Below are 22,247 nucleotides of genomic sequence, written 5' to 3' on the forward strand. Positions count from 1 at the left end.
ACTTTCTGGGCAATATTTTTAATAAGCCTATTTTTATACTACATTAAATACCATCGAATATTTGTTTTTTTGCACTCAGATCATTTCCACAAAGTTCCTTGAAGTATATCCGATAGTCTGTCTTAATAATTCGCAAGATTTCTTTTGCTTCGATTGATTAACGGTTAAATTATTTCAATTGAATTCATTAATGTTTCTTGTGCTTTTTTAATTTCGCTATCTTGTATTTTAGTTTCTATGTTCCACGTATTCCGTAATTTAACGATAATCCTATTGCAGAACTATATTCACAGATTCCACCACTTATCCATACCCTAGGATTTCAGCATGATAGACTTCATCATAGTGAATTTTCTAATTTCTTATAGATGTCTCTTAAATTAGATCTTTGTGTCTAACTTAAGAGATTCGCTAAATTTTTATTTATTATTTTTCACTTATTTCGATTGATTTTGTCTCCAAATTCTAATTCCTTTATCAAATTCAGCAACCAGTAACACGCATAGTCCGGCAAGAATTGTTACTCCCCATTCTACAGGTGTCAGTCCTTCTGTATGGAAAGCTGCTTGCATGAATGGAACGTACGTAAGAATCACTTGAAGCACCAACATAATTCCAATAATAATAAACGCCATCGGATTTGAAAAGAAATCTTTTGAAAAAGCTGGTTTTGCAGTCCTAATATTAAATAAATAGAAAATTTTACACATGACAATGATATTCACCATCATTGTACTGGCTGTTGCTTGATTCGCTCCTTCAATAATTAGCCACATATAAGAAAATAAACTAATTAACGCGATTATCACTGATACATATGCCATCTGAAAAATATCATGGCGGTTTAATAATGATCCACCTGTTTTTCTTGGTTTTCTATTCATAATACCTGATTCGGCAGGTTCAAATATGAACGCAAATTGAATCGTAATAGCCGAAACCATATTAATCCATAATAACTGGGTTGGTTGTAAAGGTAGTTCTCTTTGCATTATAATATAGTAAGTGCAATAATTAAGCCTTCTGCAAAAGATGTGGGTAACAAAAATAAAATACTCTTTTTGATATTGTCGTAAATTCTACGCCCCTCTAGAATAGCAATAGACATGGTTGAAAAATTATCATTTGTCAAAATCATATCTGCAGAGTCTTTCGCAACGTCTGTTCCTTTAATACCCATTGCTACACCAATATCAGCTCTTTTTAATGCAGGCGCATCATTCACTCCATCTCCTGTCATCGCAGTTACTTTTCCATTTTTCTGAAGTGCTTCCACTATTTCTAATTTATTCTTTGGTGTAGTACGAGCAAAAACTTGATGATTTAAAACAATATTTTCCAATTGTTCAGGTGATAATTCATCGATTTCCGGACCTGTAATAACATTAATTTCTGATGCTAATCCTAATTTTTCAGCAATGGTTTTAGCTGTTAATGGATGATCGCCGGTAATCATTTTTACGTCAACACCTGCTTTTCTCATCTCAGCTAATGAGCCAATGACTTCTTCACGAGGTGGATCTATTATTCCTGCTAAACCAATGAGATGAATCCCCTCAAACAATAAATCATGTGTTACTTCATCTATACTAGATGGGACTTTCTTATATCCAACTGCGACTACTCGTTTGCCTTGTTTAGATAAGTCTTGGACAAGATGGTTCCATTTTTCTAATGGAAAATCCTCATCTATTGATTGAGACATAGGAAATAATTTATCTGGAGAACCTTTGATGAAGAGAAGATGCTCTCCTTTTTTATTTTCTACTAATTTTGCTATATAACGGTAATCAGAATCAAAAGGCAACATGTCAAGTTCTTTGAAATCAGGATGTTGGTTGTACGGGAATATTTTGTGATACAAGGTTAAAAATGATCCGTCTGTTGGTTCTCCGTTAATCTCCCAAATACCATCATTATGAGTTAATACAGTATCGTTGGCCTCGAATCCCGCTTCCAAAAATAGTTTTAAACGTGGGGTTAATTCTGCTGGTGAACCATTATCCATAATATTCCCTTCAGGTTCATATCCATTTCCAGAAACTTGGTAATGACTCTCATCGATTAAAATATCTGTCACAGTCATTTCATTTTTAGTTAGGGTTCCTGTTTTGTCGGTAGCAATTACATCTACAGATCCAAGTGTTTCTACTGCAGGTAAAGTCTTGACTATCGTATGCTTGTTTTTCGCCATATCACTAACACCCTTCGCTAAAACAACAGATGTCGTAGCTGGTAAACCTTCTGGAATAGATCCTACGATCATTGTAACTACCGCTAAAGATAAAACTGATAATGAATATGTTTCAAAAAACAGACTGAATACAAAGAGAAAGACAGCTACGCCCATTATCACATAGGTAATCCCTTTACCTAGCCCATCAATTTCTTGCATCAAAGGAGTTTTTCTCTCACTTACATCATTCACTTCCTTTGAAATTTTACCTATCTCCGTATTGTCGCCAGTCGCAATAACCACACCTAAACCACTTCCATTGGTTACTGAAGTCGAAGCATATGCTATGTTCAAACGCTCAGCTAACGGTGTTTTTTCATTCAATAACGCTTCTGATATTTTTTCAACTGAATCTGCTTCGCCAGTCAAGGCAGACTCTTGAATTCTTAGGTTATCAGTATCAACAATTCTTAAGTCTGCTGGTATGTTATCGCCAGCTTCTAAGAAAACAACATCCCCAATGACTAGTTCCTCAGCGGGTATATCTATTCTATTTCCATCTCTATAAACTGTGGTTTCAGAAGACAGCATTTCCTTAATTCTTTCTAATGCATCTGATGCATTAGATTCTTGGTAATACCCTATCAATGCATTAATAACAACAACTAACCCAATAATTACAGCATCTGAATAATGCCCCATTAAGAAAGTCAATAATGCTGAAAAAATTAATATATATATAATTATGTTATTAAACTGCCTAATTAGTAATTTCCATTTAGGCGTTTTTTTATTTTTTAATTTATTTGGACCGTTTTCTTTTAATCGCTGGGCTGCAATTCCCTTATCTAACCCTTGTTCTAAATTATCTAGTCCATATTTTTTTTGGATTTCGGATACTGTTAATAGATAGTCAAAATTATACATTTAATACTCCTCATATTCATCGAATTTTTTATATACAAATAGGCACCTTACCCTTTCACATGGTAACGCGCTAATATAAAACTATTCTTTTAAATAATAAGGAACTATAAGAAAAAACGCCGAATCACTTTCGTCCGAACTATCTGACAATATTATCACACCTCCACATTCAATTTGAATCACAATGTTATCAAAGAGATTTTAAATTGTCAAATTCACATGACATTCTAAATAAGAAATTTACTATTTTATCTCTGCGAATAATTTCTTAAAAAGGTAGAATATAATAACGACATAAAGACACAATATTACGTTTTATAAAAATAGACTAGAGTTGCTTAGATTTCCAAATAAAACAAACTAACTGTTATATAAAATACATATAACTAGCAGGAAGTCAAATTTTATAAAATTAAATCTAAAATAATAGAAAAAATATTTAAATGAATTTAAAATCATAATTTTTATGAACTTGTTAGACTACAGAAAGAAAGTTAACAATTAGAAAACTTTTTTTGAATGTATACAAGTAAATATTTTTTTAAGATTTTATTATGATTTTCTTAATCCAAATATCTTTTCATAAAGATTAATCCTTCTTATTTTTTAATAGTATCTATTTACAGCGTCTTATAGATTGATAATTTTCTATTTAAATGGTAATCTTTTTAATTCTGTTTGTCATAAAAAAGCATCGTAATTAAGTTTACGATGCTTAAAAAATATACTGAATAACTTGATCAATTTTAGCCATATCTTGTAAAGGTAAATTTTCTATCTTTTTGAGTTTTCTTTCTTTGAAATCAAGTGATTTTAATTGAGAAATAAGTACTTGCCCATTTGTATCTAAATCTTCAGGCAGAGAATAGCGCGTCGGTAGGTTCTTTATAGTAGAAGTAATTGGACAGATTACCGCAAACATTGTCTTTCGATTAAATTCGTATCGAGAAACAACTAATCCTGGACGTCTCTTTTGACTTTCCTTTCCTGTTGAAGGATCAAAATCAATCCAAACAATATCTCCTTTTTTAGGAATGTAATTTTTATCTTCTGACACTATAAAATTTCTCTCCCTTCAGGAGTTAAATCTCCCCATTCATCTTTTTCATAATACTCAAATTCTTCTCCTCCACTAAATGGATCATCGATTTTAGGAACTAACGTAATTGTTCCATCATCAGAATATACAACGATATATTCTTGGTTATCTGAAGGTTTTTTACCATTATTAGACGGAAGAGTAATTACTACAGAACTTCCTTGTAATCTAGATTTTGTAATAAGCATAGATATCACTCCTTTTACGTCATGATAATACACAACACTAAGTAACGCAATAGTTTTAAAATATTTATTTAAGCATTCAGTGTACATAAAATCAACCGTTTCTGGACACTTTAGTTTTTTACCTTAAATTTAAATTTTTCTATACTTTTAGTGTTCATAAACCCATATCAAAATCTATGTTCATTTAATCTATATAGATAAAGTTATGTTACAATAGATTTTAGTTAGGAGTGATTTTTTTTGAAAATAGGATATGCTCGAGTATCCACTGGATTACAAAATTTAGATTTACAAGAAGATAGTTTAAACAAATTTGGTTGTGAGAAGATTTTCACCGATCATATGAGTGGAGCAAAAAGTAATCGACCCGGATTGGAAATGGCTATCGATTTTGTTCGTTCTGGAGATACTCTCGTAGTTTGGCGTTTGGATCGGTTGGGAAGAAATATGGAAGATCTGATTTCGATCGTCAATCGTTTGAATGAACGTGGTGTGAGTTTTCATAGTCTTCAAGAAAATATTACAATGGACAAATCTAGCTCTACGGGACAACTTATGTTTCATTTGTTTGCGGCTTTTGCCGAATTTGAGCGCAATTTGATTTTAGAAAGATCGGCTGCTGGAAGAGAAGCTGCACGTGCAAGAGGAAGGTTTGGTGGTCGTCCTGAGAAGTTAACCTCTCAGGATTTGGAATTGCTTAAGACTCTAGTAGACAACGGTACGCCTATTAAGACGATTGCCGAAAGATGGAATGTTTCTCGAACAACCATTTATCGTTATCTTGATAAGATAGATAAAACAAAAACAACAACTTCCAGTTAACTCCTGAGAAGTTGTTGTTTTATTAGGTAAAATATTTTCCAACATTTTTTATGATGATTTTCCATACTTTTAAGTCAAAATAAACAAATTACTTCTATTATATATACAAGAAATTGCTTACCATATAGTTTTAAATCAATAAGCAACTTACTTATTTGGCTATCTCTTAATAGTTAATAATTATTAAATTTCTTATTATTTTAGATTGCCAACTACTTTTGTACATTCTTAGTTTTAATGCTATACTTTTTTTGGCAACTTGCCCCTGATTGGGGGTGTTTTTCGTGAAAGAGCTTATCTCATTGGTTATCGCACCAATTTTTGTTGGACTAGTCATCGAACTAGTTTCTCACTGGTTAGACGAGAAAGACGATAACTAAGCAAGTTGTCTCTAACCCACATGTTCGGAGTCGCAACGAACATAAAGAAAGCCAACCCTACTCGCAATAGGGTTGGCTTTTGTGCTATTCGTGTATAGCTTATCTCATTTCGCATTTATATTATAGCATCAATAATTTAAATGCTCAACTTAAATGTCTTCATACAAATAGTAATCTATCCTCAATTTTTCTTTTTATTATCCAGGTATACTCTGGTGGACCATATTATCTATTTAATGGATTGATTAACTGAAAACAGTTTTTTGAAGAATTAATATGATAAACAAATCAGTTTCCTAAATGATATAAATCCAAAAAGATTATCCCGAAAGCATGTTTCGGGATAATCTTTTTTATACTACATTAAATATCATCGAATATTTGTTTTTTATACTCGGATCATTCCCGCAAAGCTCCTTGAAGTACGTACGATAGTCAGTCTCAACGATCCGAAGGATCTCTTTTATTGGAAAATTGTTATAGTCATAACTAATCAACTCTACAATTAGTGTTAGTTTGGCATCAATCCCTAGGATCTTAGGGAGACTTTCCCAAAAATTATCTGGTGAAATTGTACTTATTAATTGATGAAGTTGCTCGAATTGTTGCGTTTGGTACTTGTTTAGTGCTTCGTTTTCATTTTTATCTTGTGGCATACTTTCTTGAAACTGACGTATGTATTCATCCTGTGTCAAGATTATTTTCATCTGATATACTTCTTTCTCTTTTTCATATCTGATTATTTTGATAAATTCCTCTTATTTATTTACTGTTTTTACTAAAGTAACTAAACAAATATTTTTACTCAATAACCTGGGTAACCTTAATTTAGTAGGGAGACTAAACATACAGCAAAGGGAAAACGATATTCTAGTTTAATTTTCAGGGACTGCACTTAATTCCCATGTCAATGTTGTCGAATAACTAGTTGCTTCTGGATTCGCCCCTTTTGGAACATGTAACGCAACACTCTCTTTAGCCGTCTCTGCATCACCAAACCGATAGATCCAAGTACCTATCCCTTCATTTCCTTGCGCTTTCAACAAGGTACGGCGATTTCCAGGGATTAGCTCAAAGGGAATAGATTGTAGTCCGGGTGCTGTTCCACCTTGAGCAGTAACAACTTGTTGGTTTGACAGACTTAGACTGGCCCCATTCAATACTTGATTTTCTTTCCCTTTAAATTGTTCTTTTTGTGTGACGGCCAATTCCCAACCCTTGCGCTCAGATTCTGGGCGTCGATCACTGATCTGCACATAGTTTGGTCTTTCTTCCAACTCATTTACTGTTCCATCTTCATTTAGTAAACGTTGTGGTTGCGCATAATAGGTTTGATCATGAACCGAAATAGCTTGTAAACCAAAATCGAAGGACGAAATAAAATCAATACTTAGTTGGCCTTGATCCTCGGGCAATTCTGGTTTATTTTCTGGCTCAATTTCCACTTCTGGATCTAGAAGATCTACAGGTTTTACTAGTTCGATATCCTGAATTTCTTCATAAATCGCTCGTATATCCGGTTTTTCTAAGGAGCCATATCATCAAAAATATTTTCGATGAACAATCTAATTTACATAAGTTAACATAAAAAATCTGAATTAGCGACTAAAGCTTCTTTTTACATATTCCACTAGAATTATTATATTTTATTCTAACAATATAATAAGAATCTATTTAATTTTTTCAGTCTATAAATATTTATAGACATCTCTTTCTATTAACTATACACGGCGCATGGGAATATCGTTATTAGCAGGTTTCACTATTAAATATTGCACCACATCAATGTTACTTGATTGAAATGCAGCTGCACTTGCTTGTAGATATAGATTCCACATACGATAGAAAGTTTCTCCCTGCATAAAAATCACTTCTTTTTTGGCTTTATAAAAATTATTTATCCAATGTTCTAATGTCAGTTGATAATCTCTTCTCAAACTTTCGAGATCAATTATATGAAGATTATTTGTAGTGATTGTATTAAACAATTCTACCATTCCTGGAACATATCCTCCGGGGAAGATGTATTTGTTTAACCAAGCATTCGTTGCTCCTCCTTGTTGTCTGCTTATACCATGTATGAGTGCTGTTCCTTTTTCAGCTAATAATTGATCAATACTCATAAAATATTCATTCAAACTGTCTTTACCAACATGTTCAATCATTCCTACACTTGTGATATGATCAAATTTTTCCCCTTTTAGTTCACGATAATCTGCTAAAATCACTTCACATCTATCTTCTAATTTTTCTTCTTTTATCCTTTGTTTTACATAATGGTATTGTTCCTTACTCAAGGTAACTCCAGTTGATTTTACATGATATTCTTTCGCTGCTTTAATAATCAATGTCCCCCAGCCACATCCGATATCAAGTAAGGTATTGTCTTTTTTTATGAATAATTTATCTAATATACGTTCAATTTTATTCAATTGAGCAGTTTCAAGGGAGTCTTCAGGGTTTTTGAAGTATGCGCATGAATACGTCACTGTGGAGTCCAGCCATAAGCGATAAAAGTCATTTCCTAAATCATAGTGATGTTCAATATCCTTTTTATTCTGTATTTTTGTGTGTCTAGCTAATTTAGGTAGAAACTTCATATATTTACTTGATCTTAGAAAACTATTCTGTTGAAGATAGGCATCAGCAATGATATCTTGGATATTTCCGTCTACTTCAATTTTTTTATTCATGTATGCTTCACCAAAAGTAATCGAAGCATTGTTAATTACTTCTTTAATAGGGATTTCTTCATTAAAAGTGATTGAAGATACATAATCCTTAGATGGTTGCCCGTATCTCTCAATACTACCATCCCAGTAGGTTATTTCAATAGGAAGTGAGAAGGATTCTGAAAATAATTTTCTATATATTTGTTTGTCTAACATATATTTTCCCCTTTGCTAAATTAATTTAAGCAACTGACTTAATTCAGAAGATTACTTTGATAGTTTAGAGGATAGAATAGCTCTAATGTCAAGCAGATCTTACTAATTTTTAGTAGGAACATAATGACCTAAAAAAATTTTATACTATCTTTTTTATCGTTCTCAGCTTAAATGTTCTTTTTGTTTAAGATTACTAATGATTGAGCATATCAATTAGAAAATCAGAAAAATCTTGGCCCACATTGCGCCCTTCAACCAATTCCACAAATAAAACTCATATTCTTTTTCGAATGTTTGTTTTTCTTCTAAATGATCCGTTGTAAGTTCACTCAAAGATGGATTGTTCAATAATCTTTTAGATTTTGTTAGAGAATAAGATTATTTTATCACGATAGTACTGAAGTTCTTTTGTATTATCGGTAATTGGTAGTCTCATTTGGTGAGGAAAATCTGATTTTGCTTCCAGGATCGGCGGATCTACTTAAAGAAATATCATTTTGATGTTCGTAGCCTCCCTCGTAGTCCAAATTATAAACTGAAACTCTAACTTTGTGAGTACAAGTTTTATAATACTTGTGGGCTAGTTCCAATAAAACCCTGAGTCTTTTCCTCCTGAAAAAGCGATTGCTATATGATCGAACTTAGAGAAAATATATTCTAATCGTTTTAACGTAGCATCATATACATTTTCATCTAAAGTCCTTTTAATATATTTACTCCTCTATATTTCATTTGTTTTAGGAAAAATCATACACGAAATCATAGCTTTCATTTTTGTAAATTTATCTAACTAAGTAAAAATATAGCGAATCAATTTTTTTAATTTAGTTAGGTGCTAACAATAATTCTTATCTCTATTGCCAACAGCAATTTTCTAATAAATACAACATGAAAAAGAAATAATCTATGAAATTATAGATAATAAAAACAATTAATCTTTACTTCTAATACTAAAAAAATTGTTTAATCAGCTAACTTTACACTAATACTTTCTTTTATCATTTCACTTTTAAGGATATATTTAACAATTTCTTTATTCTAATTTACATTTTCATCTAACATAAAATATGTTTAGACAACAAGGCGATTTGGTGTTTAATTCACAACGTATTTCTAAAGCTTATCCCCTATAGAAGATTTGAGTCAATTAAAAGTATAGTCATTTCCCTGTATCAGATTCTTAAAGTACTCATGTATCCTCACATCATCTGTCAATTCAGGATGAAAAGACAAAGCAATAATATTTTTATATTTTACTGCGACTAATTTCCCTTTTATACTAGATAATATCTCAATATCTTTTGAGCAAGATCTAACATAAGGAGCTCTTACAAAAACCATAGAAATATCTGTACCGATATGTTTGATATCACTCTTCAGCTCAAAGCTTGATGATTGCCTTCCAAATCCATTTCTACAAACTTCAATATCTAGTATGCCTAAAGGTTTATTACTTTTCCCATCAATTGTTCTACTGATTAAAATCATACCCGCACACGTAGCTAAAACAGGAACTCCTTTTTCAATCAATTCTTTTAATTTTATATCAAGTCCAGATTTCTCCATTAGTTTATTAATTGTAGTACTCTCTCCTCCGGGAATAATCAGTCCAGATATCATATTATTAATATCAGAAACCTTTTTAATATAATGATAGTCTACACCAATCTTATCGAGCATTTGGGCATGTTCTATAAATGCTCCTTGCAATGCTAATATACCAATGTTCATAATTATATACCTCGGTTAGCCATTAATAATTTAATTTCTTCCTCATTTATTCCTACCATTGCTTCACCCAAATTTTCTGAAATTCCAGCTAATATATCAGCATCTTTGTAATGAGTTACTGCTTCTACAATTGCACATGCCCGACTAACAGGATCTCCGGAACTAAATATACCAGATCCGACAAAAACACCCTCTGCACCCAAAGTCATCATAAGAGCAGCATCAGCTGGTGTAGCAATTCCCCCTGCAGCAAAATTGACAACTGGCAATTTTTTATATTTACTAACGTATGTTAATAATTCATAGGGAACAGATAATCTGTACGCTTCATTAAGTAACTCTTCCTCAGTTTTCTTCGACAAAAGCTTAATCTCTTCAGAAATCGTACGCATATGTCGTACAGCTTGTATAATATCTCCAGTTCCAGGCTCTCCTTTTGTCCTTATCATAGAGGCTCCCTCATTAACCCTTCGCAGAGCTTCTCCTAAATTTTTAGCACCACATACAAAAGGAGCAGAATAATTTTTTTTATCAATATGATATCTGTCATCGGCTGGAGAAAGCACTTCACTTTCATCGATATAATCGATATCAATAGCTTCTAATATTGAAGCTTCAGCACTATGCCCAATTCTTACTTTTGCCATAACAGGGATTGAAACACTATCTTGTATTTTTTTAATTAGTTTTGGGTCACTCATCCTCGCAACACCTCTTGCTTTACGTATATCTGAAGGAATTCGTTCAAGAGCCATTACCGCACATGCACCTGAGGCCTCTGCAATTTTTGCTTGTTCAGGATTAGATACATCCATTATGACCCCACCTTTTAACATTTGAGCTAAGTTTTTATTTAATTCATATCTGTTAGTCATTAAAACTTCTCCTATCTAAATAAAATAATGTAACAGAGCCTTCTATACTTTTGCTCTACAGAAGGCTCTGAACTGAAATTATTAAGTCAAATTATTTATTTTCTACGTATAGATGTGCAGGATAAGTCATATATTGGACAGCTTTTAATTGATCAATCGTGACATAACCTGCGGCAGAGTTGACCACCGTTGGTATACGGTTGATCAAGGTTGCACACGTATGTTTTGGTGTATCTGGCTTGGTCACTTCAAATTGCATACTTGGCGTTCCTTCGATCGACCAAGTACATAAATCTCCTTCACCTGTCTGATAGACTTTCCCAGTACAACCGACTTCCACTACTGGACCTTGTACCGTTTCAATCGTTGCAACGGCAGACATGCCGATCGCTTCGCCTGCTTTGATCGTACGTTCCATTGTTTTCGATGGAATATCTTTATCTAAAACAATTGGGACATTCTTTTGAGAAATGCGTTTGATCGACCAATCCATTTTGGCACAGATCGCTTCTGCCGTCATCCAAGAATAGGAAGGCAAATCGGTTGCATTGGCAATTTCTTTGTCAAATTTTACTTGATCATAGCCCACACCATGCGCTTCCGCTAACGCTTTCCCATAGTGTTCGACATCATAACTAACTTCCCCACTGATTTTTTGTACATCATTCATGCCAGCAGCCATCAACGCTGGGAACAATACCCAGTAAATATCTTGCATTCCTGTACCTGAAATTGTGACGTTGTTGGCTTTTGCGATTTTATCTAGATGGTTAGTTTCTGCAACAGAAGTCGTCCAAGGATACAAGGCTTCTTCGCTAATCGTTAAAACATTGACGCCATAGGTTAAAGGAATCTCTAAACTTGGCATGAAGTCTTTGATATAACTAGCAATCGTTACTAAAGCGACATCTGCATCACAATTTTGAAATACTTCGTGGGGATCGTTAGAGATTTTCACTCCTAAAGCTTGGTCATATCCTAAATATAGCCCTAGATCCTGACCGATTGCTTCGGGGCGATTGTCAACCGCTCCAACGATTTCAATTCCTTTTGCCATGGCATATTTGATAATCTCTTTCGACATTTTTCCACAGCCGACTTGTACCATACGAATCTTTTTGTGCATTTCATTTCCCTCACATTTCTTTAAAATCTTTAAATTAATTCACGAACATCAGCAACTGTTCGCTCAAACACTTCGCCTACTTCAAGGCAGGTCAATTTACCGTCTAGTGTGCTGATACCCGGTATCAGTTCTGGATAGGTTTGGATCACGTCAGTCAGTGATTGAGAGGCTAGTCCTTTGATATATCTCATCGTGACATTCGTCAAAGCAAGCGTAGATGTTTGTGGCACTAATCCTGGCATATTTGCTACAGAGTAATGGATCACGCCATGTTTGACGAAAGTTGGTTCTTCATGAGTGGTTGGATAGCTTGTTTCAAAACAGCCGCCTTGGTCAATTGCAATATCAACCAAGACTGTTCCTTCTTTCATCTGCTTCACTAATTGTTCGGTGATAAGATGTGGTGCTTTTTTACCTGGCAATAAAACTGAACCAATCACGATATCGCTCGTTAACGCCATTTTTTCAATATTCGCTGGGCTTGAATAGAGGGTTTTAACTTGTCCGTTGAACATTTCAGATAGTTCACGTAAGCGATCGACATTGATATCTAAGATCGTCACATCTGCCCCTAATCCGTGCAAGTAATGCGCCGCACTCACACCAGCGATCCCACCGCCTAAAATGGCTGCTTGAATCGGTGAAACGCCGGTTACACCTGAAATCAATTTCCCACTTTGCTTCGCTAATATCTCCGCACCTAATAGACCACCTAAACGACCAGCAACTTCACTCATTGGTGCGAGTAATGGGAATGCTCCGTTTTTCGTTACCATTTCATACGCAATCGCGGTTGTCCCAGACTTGATCAATGCTTCAGTCAATTCAAGATTTGCGGCTAGATGCAAGTACGTAAATAAAATCAAATCTTTTCTAAAGTATTGATATTCTGATGTTAATGGTTCTTTGACCTTGACGACGATTTCTGCCGACCAGACTGTTTGTGGATTCGCTTTGATTTGAGCGCCCGCTTCGCGGTATTGTTCATCTGTAAAGCCTGAGCCTTCCCCTGCACGTTCTTCCACATAAACGATATGACCTGCTGTTACTAACTCTTTGACTCCTGCAGGTGTTAAACCTACACGTTTCTCTGAATTTTTGATTTCTTTTGGTACGCCAATGATTGTCATATTGATCCTCCTTTAAATTATTGTTGCTTTTGCCACTCCTCAAATCCCATATGGATCGCATCGAATAGTTGATCTGCGTTTTCTTTTGAGAATGTCAACGATGGTGAAATGATAATCGTTTGTAATTCATCACGTAGCAAGACACCTGCATTAATAGCATAATCAGCAACGGCTTGTACATTCTTTGATGTTTGTTCCACATCATATTTCCCTGTATTCTCAAAATCGATGGCGATCATCAAGCCTTTTCCACGAACATCACTGATACAGTCGTATTTTCCTTCAAGTCCTTTTAGACATTCCAATAAATAAGCACCAACTTCACGCGCATTCATAACTAAATTTTCTTCTTCAACGATCCGTAAAGCTTCTAATGCAGCCACGCAGCCTAGTGGATGTCCACCATACGTATGACCATGGATGATAACATTTGCTCCGTTAGTTGCTGATTCGATGCCTTCAACGATTCGCTTGTTGAACACAGCCGCTCCTAATGGGACATAACCGGAAGACAAGCCTTTTGCTAAAATCATGGCATCTGGCTTGATACCCCAGCCGCGACTTCCGAATAGATGACCCGAACGGCCAAATCCTGTCACCACTTCATCTGCAATCAATAAAATATCATGGTTGTCACAGACCTCACGTAAAGCTGGCCAGTAAGAACTTGGTGGAACGATGATGCCTCCAGCACCTTGGATCGGTTCAGCAATAAATGCAGCAATATTATCTGCGCCAACTTGCTCGATCGTATCAACTAATTCAGCGATACAGAGTTTTGTCAATTCTTCTGGATCTTGGCAATTCCATTTATTTTTCTTTAAATGCGGGGAAGAAACACGCACACAATCTTGCAGACCAGGTCCGATAAATTCCCGGTAAATCGGGTTGCCTCCTACCGACGTTCCACCGTAATGCATCCCATGATAGGCTTTTTCCAATGAAAGAAATACTTTCTTCGTTGGCTTACCTACTGCTTGCCAATATTGTCTGGTGATTTTCAAAGCAGTATCTACTGAGTCACTTCCTCCAGAAGTAAAGAATACTTTCGCCATCTCTTCTTCTTGCGTCATTTGAATGATTTTTTCTGCCAAGTCATATGCCTTGGGATGGGCAATATTCGTAAACAATTGATAGTAAGATAATTTTTCCATTTGATCAGCAATTGCTCGGTTCATTTCAGGGCGATTATGACCAACGTTCATACACCATAATCCACCAACACCATCGAGTAATTTTCTCCCCGTATCATCATAGATAAAATTCCCATCTCCACGTTCGATAACGATTGTTTCTTCTTCACTTGCTCGAGTATCCGTCATCGGATGCCAAAAATACTTTTTCTTGCGATTGTTCATATTATTCTCTCCTTTATCTGCTTTCCTGTTTACATGTTAAGACTAAAGGGTAGAACAACTCTAAGGTCAATCTTTTTTTTATTCTTTTAATAAAATCGCTTACATTAAAAAAGTAAAAAATCACTTATATAGAAGAAAAAATACTTTTGTGATTTTATTTGTAAAGATATTGACCTTATAACGATTCTAACCTCTAGGATGTAATTGAGGAGGAGTGGTACACATGCACAGCTGATTAAATAAAAAAATTAAAACATTCACAAGAATCGAGGAGGAAAATTTAAATGTCACTATCAGAAACATTAAGCAATGTCATCAACATGGAAATTATCAGTGCGATCACTTCCACACTGTTTATTATATTATTAGGTTACTTTTTAAGAAAGCGTGAGGTTTTATCATCAGATGTCGGAAAGACTTTGTCTAAGGTCGTCTTAACTGTCGCAATTCCTGCATTAGCTTTTAATTCGTTTATGCAGGAATTGAATGATGAAGTATTGAATCAAGGAATCAACATTTTAATTCTCGGAATCTTAGTCCACGTTTTCTTGATTTTTCTAAGTAAATTCTTCTTTTTTAGATATGCACCAAATAAAGAAGACACATTGCGTGTACTCTCTATTTTCGGGTCAACAACATTCTTCGGTATTCCTGTCGTCGGTGCAGTTTTTGGCGCAGAAGGGATTTTGTACGCATCGATTTTTAACATTGGTTATCGTATCTTTTTATACTCTTATGCTTATCTAAAGATGAGCGGACTGAAAATGGCACGCAAGAATATTAGAGAAATGATCTTGAACCCAATCGTATTGGCAACGTTTATCGGATTATTTATTTGGCTCTTCCAAGATAGCTTACCTCAAATTGCTCAGTCTAGTTCTGAATCTGTTGCTTTTTTAAGAATCGATCAGACGTTGCCATGGCTATTTAAACCTTTGACGTTCCTCTCTAGTTTAGCCTCCCCACTCGCTTGGTTGGCAATCGGGATCACATTAGGCGATCTGCCATTCGGAAAAACCCTCAGCAGTCACACCTCTTGGTACTATTCATTCATCAAAGTCATTGTCTTCCCACTTGTGATTTTACTTTCAATTTTACTGTTGAACGCAATGAATATTTTACCAGTGAATTCAGTTGGTCTAGGTACGATGATCATTATGATGGCTACTCCAGCTGCAACAGTTGCGGTTGCTTATGCCATCAATTTTGAAAAAGAAGCAGTACTTGCCTCTAACGCCTCTTTACTTTCTACACTCTTCTCGATCGTCTTAATCCCTATCTGGATCATCGTCTTAAACTTGATTGGAAATTAACCCACATTATATAATTAATTAACGAAAGGAAACTATACTATGAAAAATTTAAATGTTGTATGTTATGGTGTTCGCCCTGCTGAAAGATCTCTCTTTCAGCAGTTGAATGTCCACGGATTCAACTTGAAACTAGTAGAAGATTTATTAAATGAGACAAATTACGCAGAAGCAAAAGGAATGGATGCCATCATCGTTCGAGGAAATTGTTTAGCAAATCGCATGAATATCGAACGCTTTGCCCAATTCGGGATCAGGTTCCTCCTCACGCGTACAGTGGGGACAAATCATATTGATTTAATGGCAGCTCACGATCATGGAATGCAAGTCGCGTATGTACCATTTTATTCACCAAATGCAATCGCTGAATTATCTGTTACTTTAGCAATGATGCTTTTACGTAGAACAACTCATACAACGAATAAAACAGCTGCTTATAATTTTACGATTGATCGCTTTATGTTCAGTAAAGAAGTCCGAAACTGTACAGTTGGAATCGTTGGCGTGGGGAACATCGGACTAACAGAAGCAAAACTTTTCAAAGGATTAGGCGCAACGGTGATTGGTAATGATCTATATCCAAGTGAAGAAGCAAAAGCATTCATCGAATTTAAGTCGCTTGATGACTTACTGGCAGAAAGTGATATCGTCAGTATCCATATTCCTTACATCCCCGGTAAAAATGAACGTTTCATTAATAAAGATTTTATCGAAAAAATGAAGGATGATGCGATTTTGATCAACACTGCTAGAGGGGAGTTACAGGATAATCAAGCAATCCTTGATGCGTTGACAAGCAAAAAACTATCTGGATTTGGTACAGATGTCTTGCCTAATGAAGCGCTGATTTTCAACAAAAATTTTGATGAAGATCCGTTATTGATCGATGTAACAGCTAAGGCACTGATCGATATGTATCCGCGAGTGATCGTTACACCACATATTGGTTCTAACACTGATGAAGCAGTATCGAATATGGTCGAAACAAGTTTTGACAATCTCTATAAAATGTTCAATCAATTGGACTGTGCCAACACACTATCCGTTTAGACTCGAACATCCATAGTAAAGAACCAGCTCCCCTGAAGTTGCGAAAGAATTGCCCAGCTCAGATAAATAAGCGTGAAAACCGAAAATCATTCAAATTTTTGGGCTTTCGCGCTTATTTTTGGAGGTATGAGTTAACTAATATCATCACCTCTTTTCTTTATAGATATGTGAGAGAATAAGGCAAGATCCCCAAAAATTTGAAGAACGATTTCTGGGGATCCTGCCTTATTATTTAAAGTTAAAACATTTTTTCAATCTCAATTGATATTTTTAATCTGTTTTTTCTCCTTTTGCTGTCAATGCAATGGAGTCATACATATGAGTAGTTGGTTCATTAATCAATGTTGCCAGGTATTTTCCTACGGTTTTGCGACTAATTTCACCAATAAAGCTCATGCCATTTCGATTCTCAATGCGAATGTCCTCAATGATCTCTTTATCGGTTAGCCAATTGGGGCGGATAATGGTAAAATCTAGATTGCTTTTCTCAAGCAGATCTGCTGCAATACGCTGATCACCTAGATAAGTACCGGGATCACGATAATCACCTAATTCTGAAATAGCTTCATCATCATTGAAATCAACTTCACCGTAGATCCCAAGTGTTGCCATCCAATATACGCGTTTGATCTTATTCTGGTTCATCGCCTCGATCACATGTTTAGCTAAAGGCACCATATTGTAAGGACCTAAGCAAGAATAGACGATATCAATGCCTTTCATTGCATGAACCAAATCATCTAGATTCATCGCATCACCAATAATACTTCGATCTTTATCAAATACTTTATCGGGATTTCTCAAGAATAAAGTCAAGTTCACATTCGGATGATTTTTTAAAAACTCATAGCTATATTTAGCAATTGGTGCCGATGCACCAAGAATCAATACGTTCTTTTTCAAATTAATCCACCTCTAGTTTTAAGTTTTGCCTGTACAATGTTCCTCCTTTGATAAGATGAGTAAAGTATAAGGCTTAGAACGACTCTAACCGCAAGTATTTATTAGAATTTTTTATTATAATGAGTATTATTCTCAAAAAAGCAGTTATTCCAGAAAGGATTATATCTATATGAAAAATACGCAAAAAATAAAAAAATTATTAACCGCCTCCATCATTGCAGGAACCGTTTATGGTCTTTTAGCGCTACTTACGGGATTGATGATCAATTACAATGTCCTCTTACTTGATGGTGTCTATACGATGGTCGGTGCGCTGATGTCTCTGATCGCATTATATATTGCTAAGTTTATCCAGACACAAGATTTTGAACGTTTTCCATTTGGAAAGGAATCACTGATGCCCTTGGTTGTTTTTATCCAATACAGTGTCATCCTATTGATTTCTTCCTATGGCCTGATTGAGTCTTTTTTCAGTTTGCTTTATGCAGATACCTACGTTGATTTAGCGATTGGCTTGCCCTTTTCTTTATTTGGGACACTCTTTTGTTTTGTTTTTTATCTTTATTTGAAAAAAAATCCAATCAATCATTCCTTTTATAAGGTGGAGCTGGAACAATGGCGCTTCGGTTTTCTGTTCAGTTTAGGAGTCGTGGTCTCGATCATCGTCTCTGGTGTACTAGCAAAAACGCCATATCTTGCAATCGCCCAATTGATCGACCCTGTGATTTCCATTGGAATCACCATTTTCTATATTTATCTATCGGTGACTGAAATCAAAAATGCCACATTAGAACTTACTTATGCACCCCCAAAATATGAATTGCGCGAAAAAATATTGTTAGTAGTTGATAAGCTCTTGCAAAATGTCGCTATCGAAACCTATGTCTTACGAATCGCAAAAGTAGGGGATCAAGTCATTCTTGAACTAGATATCGTGATTTTACCCGATAGTGAATTAGATAGTATCCGCGCGCAAGATCATCTAAGAGATAAACTCAACCGCAAAGTAACTGAAGGTTTCTCTGACTATTCTTTATGGTTGAATATCAACTTTATCGGTGATCTCAAGTGGGCTTAAGAAAGAGCGTACTTTATAAAAAAACAGAAGCTCCTCCAATACGAAAACGATTGGGAAGCTTCTATTTTTTTCAATTGTTCTGTGTTTAATTATGACTTAGAAAGGTAGATCTATTTAACAACAATCGTTTTACTTTCAAACTGTGCGAAGTCAATGGTAAACGTATTGGTTTGACTATCATAGACAATCCCCTCACTCATTGACTCCACGTCAGTAAAATCATTTGATAAACGAAGCGTTACTGGTTCAGTTTGTTGTGTCGGGTTAGCAATTATATAAACTGTTTGTTCTGACTTCGTTTGTTTTGGTAAAGAAACATGATAACTTCTATATTTTCATATTATATCATTACAATTATATTATCATTGAAACAATCATGTGTTTTGTCTATTTACAGTGTACCCTAAATAGACACTAGCCGGTCATTGTCATTTTTATATTTAAACGACAAATAATTAGAAAAATTTGTTCCATTTAAACATAAAAATGACAGTTGTTCTCCCCTTCCTTCACATTACAAAAACATACAATCGTGTTTTCAACGAGGATCTTCTCTAAATAGAAAAATAGCCAGACGACTTTCTGACTATAATACACCTACTTATTTTTTTCATTTAGCAATTGGAAGTCTTGATCAATGAATTGGTAACAATTCCCACAATTTTTACAATGGTATTGTTTCGTTTGAATATTGAGTTGAATCAATTCACCACAAGCACAGTCAATCGATACAGCCATTCTTTGTTCTAATCCATATAACGGACGTCCCCAAAAAGTATAGCCTAATTGTTGTTCTTGCATATGTTTTCTTCCTCTCTAAAAATATATCTATCCATTGTTGGTATGACACTTCGTTCGACCAATGATACGTCTCAATCAGCGAACCTGACCTTAGAATGCTCGTATAAACAACGATTTATTTGATTTAAAAGAGATTTTTATATTCATTTTATCAATCTTCTACTCACTCGCTTCTATTTGTTTCTTAATTCTAAAAAGTGTACTACGACTGAAACCCGTCATGGCTTCCACTTCTTTATACGATTTGCCGGAAGTAATCAATTCATATGCGTGCCTCTTCTTTGGTGTGATTGTTGCTTTCGGACGTCCCTCTTTAAAATTAGGATTATTCTTTTTCGCAAATAATTTCCCTTCCTGAGTACGTTCTACAATCATATCACGTTCCATTTCAGCTACACTCAACAACGTACGTGTAACCATTCGACCCATCGATGTATTTTCGATCGTCCCTAGATTCAATACCTTAATCGTGACGTTATCATCGAGTAAAGGTTCAATGATCTCTAGTGCTTCTCTTGTATTACGGGCGAATCGATCAAGTTTCGTAACAACGATTTCGTCTCCAGGCTTCAGACCAGCCAACAGCTGATTAAACTTTGGCCGATCTCGTTTCGTACCTGTAAATTTTTCAGAAAAAATATTCTTCTTCTCAACACCGTTCTCAAGTAGCTGTTGTATCTGCTCCTTTGTACTTTGAGAAGCGGTTGAGACACGTGCATAGCCATATTTTGTCATTTTAACTCACCTGCTCTTACAAATCATCTATCGTATACTCAGAGTATCCTTCATAGAAGTAGCTGACATCGATTCCTTTCATATATAACTCACGATCGTCAATTTTATCAGTCAGGGCATTGGAAATGAGATAGCGTATTTCCAAGTCATTTATTGGACTGCGCTCCATTGCAGAAAGATAGTCTGCTTTATCGATCAAGTTCCAATCGACCACTTTTTGCAATTCTTCCTTTAAAATAAGATCCAGCCAAATTCTAGTACTACGCCCGTTTCCTTCGCGAAAAGGGTGAGCAATATTCATTTCCACGTATTTCTTAATTATCTCTTCGAAAGATGTTTGCGGAATCTGATCAATATGCTTTAAAGATTGTTCTAGGTACATGACCGGCGCAAAACGAAAATTTCCTTTTGCAATATTAACTGTCCGAATTTTTCCTGCAAAATCATAAATTTCTGAAAAGAGAAAATCATGAATTTCAGACAAGCCTTTAAACGTGCCGACTTCGATTTCATTTATTTTTCCAGAATCATATAATTCTTTTGCTTTTTGCTTACTGAGTTTCTCTTCAGCCTTGGCAACCTCAACCTGATTCGTTAAACCCAATTTATTCTCTAAAATCATGAAAAATCCCCTTAACTTTTTGACATAAGTTTATGAATCACTCTAAACCCTATTGTATCGCGAATTCAATCATGTGTCAAAAACTATTAAGTTTCTGACACATGCCTTTTATTTTTCTTGCTCAACTTCAATGTCATTTTCTAGAAAGCCCAACAGGATATACTCTGTTGGACACTACAACCATCATACAATACAATTCTAACTGTCATCTTAATAAATTTTATACTTAAAATTAATTATCAGCTGCTCTATGATCATTCTTACCATAATAAATTTCGTTATTATTTGGACTATTAAGAAGCTCATTAAGCGTAATAATTTTATATCCATTTTTGATTAAATCACGAATGATATAAGGTATTGCTTTAATTGTTTCTTTGTGTGTATCGTGAAATAATATTATTGACCCATCATACACTGTTTGTAATACATGCTGAATTATCATATCAGTATTTTGAGACTTCCAATCTTCAGAATCTACGCTCCAGTTTATTATTGGTCTATTAATAATGTTGGCTATTTCTTTATCTACTGATCCATATGGTGGCCGAATATATTTAGGAGTTCTACCTATTAAGTTTTGAATTATTCTATCTGTCTTATCAATTTCATTTTTAATATCTTTGCTACTCAGTGTTTTAAGATCCTTATGATCAAATGTATGATTACCAATTTCATGACCATCTTTAAATATTTCTTTGACAGCTTCAGGGTACTTTTCAGCGCTTTTTCCAACTAAAAAAAAGGTAGCTGAAATGTTATTTTCTTTTAATATATCTAATAGCTTAACGGTATTAACTGGGTCTGGCCCATCATCAAAAGTTAATGCAACAACTTTTCTATAGTCCTCTTCTTTAATTTTTGAAGTATCACTATTAGTCTTATCTGAGATATTTTTTGATTTCTCTACACTTGATGTAATGGAATTGGCCTCTTGCGAAAAATTTTTTATATTATAGATTATTAATATAGATAAACAAATTAAAATCCATGAAATTATTATATATCTATTCATAATAGTCCCTTCCTTTCATAAATATTAGTTATA

General features: G+C 34.7%; 20 protein-coding genes and 1 pseudogene. 5 read left to right on the forward strand and 16 right to left on the reverse strand.

What is annotated here, in order from left to right; all coding sequences use genetic code 11:
• Positions 1 to 437 precede the first annotated feature (437 nt).
• The 3 genes and pseudogenes from IGJ14_RS14275 to mazE all read right to left on the reverse strand — a co-directional run bounded on the left by IGJ14_RS14275 (position 438) and on the right by mazE (position 4,390).
• A pseudogene (locus IGJ14_RS14275) lies at positions 438 to 3,103 on the reverse strand (HAD-IC family P-type ATPase).
• A 715-nt stretch (positions 3,104 to 3,818) separates the two neighbouring features.
• On the reverse strand, positions 3,819 to 4,160 hold the full coding sequence (locus tag IGJ14_RS14280) for a type II toxin-antitoxin system PemK/MazF family toxin (protein WP_430608559.1): 342 nt from the start codon (positions 4,158 to 4,160) through the stop codon (positions 3,819 to 3,821).
• Entirely contained in the window at positions 4,160 to 4,390 is a 231-nt protein-coding gene (gene mazE, locus IGJ14_RS14285) for a type II toxin-antitoxin system PemI/MazE family antitoxin (protein WP_265261978.1), read from the reverse strand. The genes IGJ14_RS14280 and mazE overlap by 1 nt, the downstream gene beginning before the upstream one ends.
• 240 nt (positions 4,391 to 4,630) lie before the next feature.
• On the opposite strand from mazE, the gene IGJ14_RS14290 reads away from it, so the two are divergent.
• Positions 4,631 to 5,212, forward strand: coding sequence for a recombinase family protein (locus tag IGJ14_RS14290; protein WP_195514589.1), 582 nt, complete (start codon positions 4,631 to 4,633; stop codon positions 5,210 to 5,212).
• Between the two features lie 284 nt (positions 5,213 to 5,496).
• Entirely contained in the window at positions 5,497 to 5,592 is a 96-nt protein-coding gene (locus IGJ14_RS14295; RefSeq protein WP_140444174.1) for a type I toxin-antitoxin system Fst family toxin, read from the forward strand.
• A 353-nt stretch (positions 5,593 to 5,945) separates the two neighbouring features.
• Here IGJ14_RS14295 and IGJ14_RS14300 read toward each other — a convergent pair whose 3' ends face one another.
• The 8 genes from IGJ14_RS14300 to IGJ14_RS14335 form a co-directional block, all read right to left on the reverse strand.
• A complete protein-coding gene (locus tag IGJ14_RS14300) occupies positions 5,946 to 6,299 on the reverse strand; it encodes a DUF7006 family protein (RefSeq protein WP_430608560.1) in 354 nt (117 codons plus the stop codon).
• 168 nt (positions 6,300 to 6,467) lie between these two features.
• Positions 6,468 to 7,037 carry a WxL domain-containing protein gene (locus tag IGJ14_RS14305; RefSeq protein WP_430608561.1) on the reverse strand — a complete coding sequence of 190 codons (570 nt, stop codon included), beginning with the start codon at positions 7,035 to 7,037 and terminating at the stop codon, positions 6,468 to 6,470.
• A gap of 276 nt (positions 7,038 to 7,313) precedes the next feature.
• Positions 7,314 to 8,480: a class I SAM-dependent methyltransferase gene (locus IGJ14_RS14310; RefSeq protein WP_430608562.1), complete on the reverse strand. Its 1,167-nt coding sequence runs from the start codon at positions 8,478 to 8,480 to the stop codon at positions 7,314 to 7,316.
• A 1,143-nt stretch (positions 8,481 to 9,623) separates the two neighbouring features.
• Positions 9,624 to 10,211, reverse strand: coding sequence for a pyridoxal 5'-phosphate synthase glutaminase subunit PdxT (gene pdxT, locus IGJ14_RS14315; protein ID WP_430608497.1), 588 nt, complete (start codon positions 10,209 to 10,211; stop codon positions 9,624 to 9,626).
• Between the two features lie 2 nt (positions 10,212 to 10,213).
• Positions 10,214 to 11,086, reverse strand: coding sequence for a pyridoxal 5'-phosphate synthase lyase subunit PdxS (gene pdxS / locus IGJ14_RS14320; RefSeq protein ID WP_430608499.1), 873 nt, complete (start codon positions 11,084 to 11,086; stop codon positions 10,214 to 10,216).
• Between the two features lie 91 nt (positions 11,087 to 11,177).
• Positions 11,178 to 12,212, reverse strand: a complete 1,035-nt coding sequence (locus IGJ14_RS14325) for an NAD(P)H-dependent amine dehydrogenase family protein (protein ID WP_430608501.1) — start codon at positions 12,210 to 12,212, stop codon at positions 11,178 to 11,180.
• A gap of 29 nt (positions 12,213 to 12,241) precedes the next feature.
• On the reverse strand, positions 12,242 to 13,342 hold the full coding sequence (gene ald / locus IGJ14_RS14330; RefSeq protein ID WP_207114720.1) for an alanine dehydrogenase: 1,101 nt from the start codon (positions 13,340 to 13,342) through the stop codon (positions 12,242 to 12,244).
• 17 nt (positions 13,343 to 13,359) lie between these two features.
• Positions 13,360 to 14,700, reverse strand: coding sequence for an aminotransferase class III-fold pyridoxal phosphate-dependent enzyme (locus tag IGJ14_RS14335; protein ID WP_430608503.1), 1,341 nt, complete (start codon positions 14,698 to 14,700; stop codon positions 13,360 to 13,362).
• A gap of 284 nt (positions 14,701 to 14,984) precedes the next feature.
• Between IGJ14_RS14335 and IGJ14_RS14340 the strand changes: the two genes are divergently transcribed.
• Both IGJ14_RS14340 and IGJ14_RS14345 read left to right on the forward strand, forming a co-directional pair.
• Positions 14,985 to 16,013, forward strand: coding sequence for an AEC family transporter (locus IGJ14_RS14340; protein WP_062806157.1), 1,029 nt, complete (start codon positions 14,985 to 14,987; stop codon positions 16,011 to 16,013).
• Between the two features lie 39 nt (positions 16,014 to 16,052).
• Positions 16,053 to 17,060, forward strand: coding sequence for an NAD(P)-dependent oxidoreductase (locus IGJ14_RS14345; RefSeq protein WP_430608504.1), 1,008 nt, complete (start codon positions 16,053 to 16,055; stop codon positions 17,058 to 17,060).
• Between the two features lie 270 nt (positions 17,061 to 17,330).
• Here the strand turns inward: IGJ14_RS14345 and IGJ14_RS14350 are convergent, their stop codons facing one another.
• Positions 17,331 to 17,963, reverse strand: a complete 633-nt coding sequence (locus IGJ14_RS14350; protein ID WP_430608505.1) for an NAD(P)H-binding protein — start codon at positions 17,961 to 17,963, stop codon at positions 17,331 to 17,333.
• A 169-nt stretch (positions 17,964 to 18,132) separates the two neighbouring features.
• On the opposite strand from IGJ14_RS14350, the gene IGJ14_RS14355 reads away from it, so the two are divergent.
• Entirely contained in the window at positions 18,133 to 19,041 is a 909-nt protein-coding gene (locus IGJ14_RS14355) for a cation transporter (RefSeq protein ID WP_430608508.1), read from the forward strand.
• A 597-nt stretch (positions 19,042 to 19,638) separates the two neighbouring features.
• Here the strand turns inward: IGJ14_RS14355 and IGJ14_RS14360 are convergent.
• From IGJ14_RS14360 to IGJ14_RS14375, 4 genes are all read right to left on the reverse strand, one after another.
• On the reverse strand, positions 19,639 to 19,842 hold the full coding sequence (locus tag IGJ14_RS14360) for a DNA helicase UvrA (protein WP_430608510.1): 204 nt from the start codon (positions 19,840 to 19,842) through the stop codon (positions 19,639 to 19,641).
• 159 nt (positions 19,843 to 20,001) lie between these two features.
• Positions 20,002 to 20,577, reverse strand: coding sequence for a recombinase family protein (locus IGJ14_RS14365; protein ID WP_430608512.1), 576 nt, complete (start codon positions 20,575 to 20,577; stop codon positions 20,002 to 20,004).
• Between the two features lie 16 nt (positions 20,578 to 20,593).
• Positions 20,594 to 21,199 carry a protein adenylyltransferase Fic gene (gene fic, locus IGJ14_RS14370; RefSeq protein ID WP_430608513.1) on the reverse strand — a complete coding sequence of 202 codons (606 nt, stop codon included), beginning with the start codon at positions 21,197 to 21,199 and terminating at the stop codon, positions 20,594 to 20,596.
• A gap of 232 nt (positions 21,200 to 21,431) precedes the next feature.
• Entirely contained in the window at positions 21,432 to 22,214 is a 783-nt protein-coding gene (locus tag IGJ14_RS14375; RefSeq protein ID WP_430608514.1) for a polysaccharide deacetylase family protein, read from the reverse strand.
• Positions 22,215 to 22,247: the final 33 nt, after the last annotated feature.

Source organism: Enterococcus sp. DIV1304_2 (assembly GCF_050555445.1).
GTDB lineage: Bacteria > Bacillota > Bacilli > Lactobacillales > Enterococcaceae > Enterococcus_B > Enterococcus_B pernyi.

Bases quoted from the DNA above. Each gene is read 5' to 3' on its own strand.
- pdxT (WP_430608497.1), bottom strand. From the start codon at position 10,211: ATGAACATTGGTATATTAGCATTGCAAGGAGCATTTATAGAACATGCC.
- IGJ14_RS14360 (WP_430608510.1), bottom strand. From the start codon at position 19,842: ATGCAAGAACAACAATTAGGCTATACTTTTTGGGGACGTCCGTTATAT.
- mazE (WP_265261978.1), bottom strand. From the start codon at position 4,390: ATGCTTATTACAAAATCTAGATTACAAGGAAGTTCTGTAGTAATTACT.
- IGJ14_RS14335 (WP_430608503.1), bottom strand. From the start codon at position 14,700: ATGAACAATCGCAAGAAAAAGTATTTTTGGCATCCGATGACGGATACT.
- fic (WP_430608513.1), bottom strand. From the start codon at position 21,199: ATGATTTTAGAGAATAAATTGGGTTTAACGAATCAGGTTGAGGTTGCC.
- IGJ14_RS14355 (WP_430608508.1), top strand. From the start codon at position 18,133: ATGAAAAATACGCAAAAAATAAAAAAATTATTAACCGCCTCCATCATT.
- IGJ14_RS14365 (WP_430608512.1), bottom strand. From the start codon at position 20,577: ATGACAAAATATGGCTATGCACGTGTCTCAACCGCTTCTCAAAGTACA.
- IGJ14_RS14300 (WP_430608560.1), bottom strand. From the start codon at position 6,299: ATGAAAATAATCTTGACACAGGATGAATACATACGTCAGTTTCAAGAA.
- IGJ14_RS14310 (WP_430608562.1), bottom strand. From the start codon at position 8,480: ATGTTAGACAAACAAATATATAGAAAATTATTTTCAGAATCCTTCTCA.
- IGJ14_RS14340 (WP_062806157.1), top strand. From the start codon at position 14,985: ATGTCACTATCAGAAACATTAAGCAATGTCATCAACATGGAAATTATC.
- IGJ14_RS14325 (WP_430608501.1), bottom strand. From the start codon at position 12,212: ATGCACAAAAAGATTCGTATGGTACAAGTCGGCTGTGGAAAAATGTCG.
- ald (WP_207114720.1), bottom strand. From the start codon at position 13,342: ATGACAATCATTGGCGTACCAAAAGAAATCAAAAATTCAGAGAAACGT.
- IGJ14_RS14345 (WP_430608504.1), top strand. From the start codon at position 16,053: ATGAAAAATTTAAATGTTGTATGTTATGGTGTTCGCCCTGCTGAAAGA.
- pdxS (WP_430608499.1), bottom strand. From the start codon at position 11,086: ATGACTAACAGATATGAATTAAATAAAAACTTAGCTCAAATGTTAAAA.
- IGJ14_RS14375 (WP_430608514.1), bottom strand. From the start codon at position 22,214: ATGAATAGATATATAATAATTTCATGGATTTTAATTTGTTTATCTATA.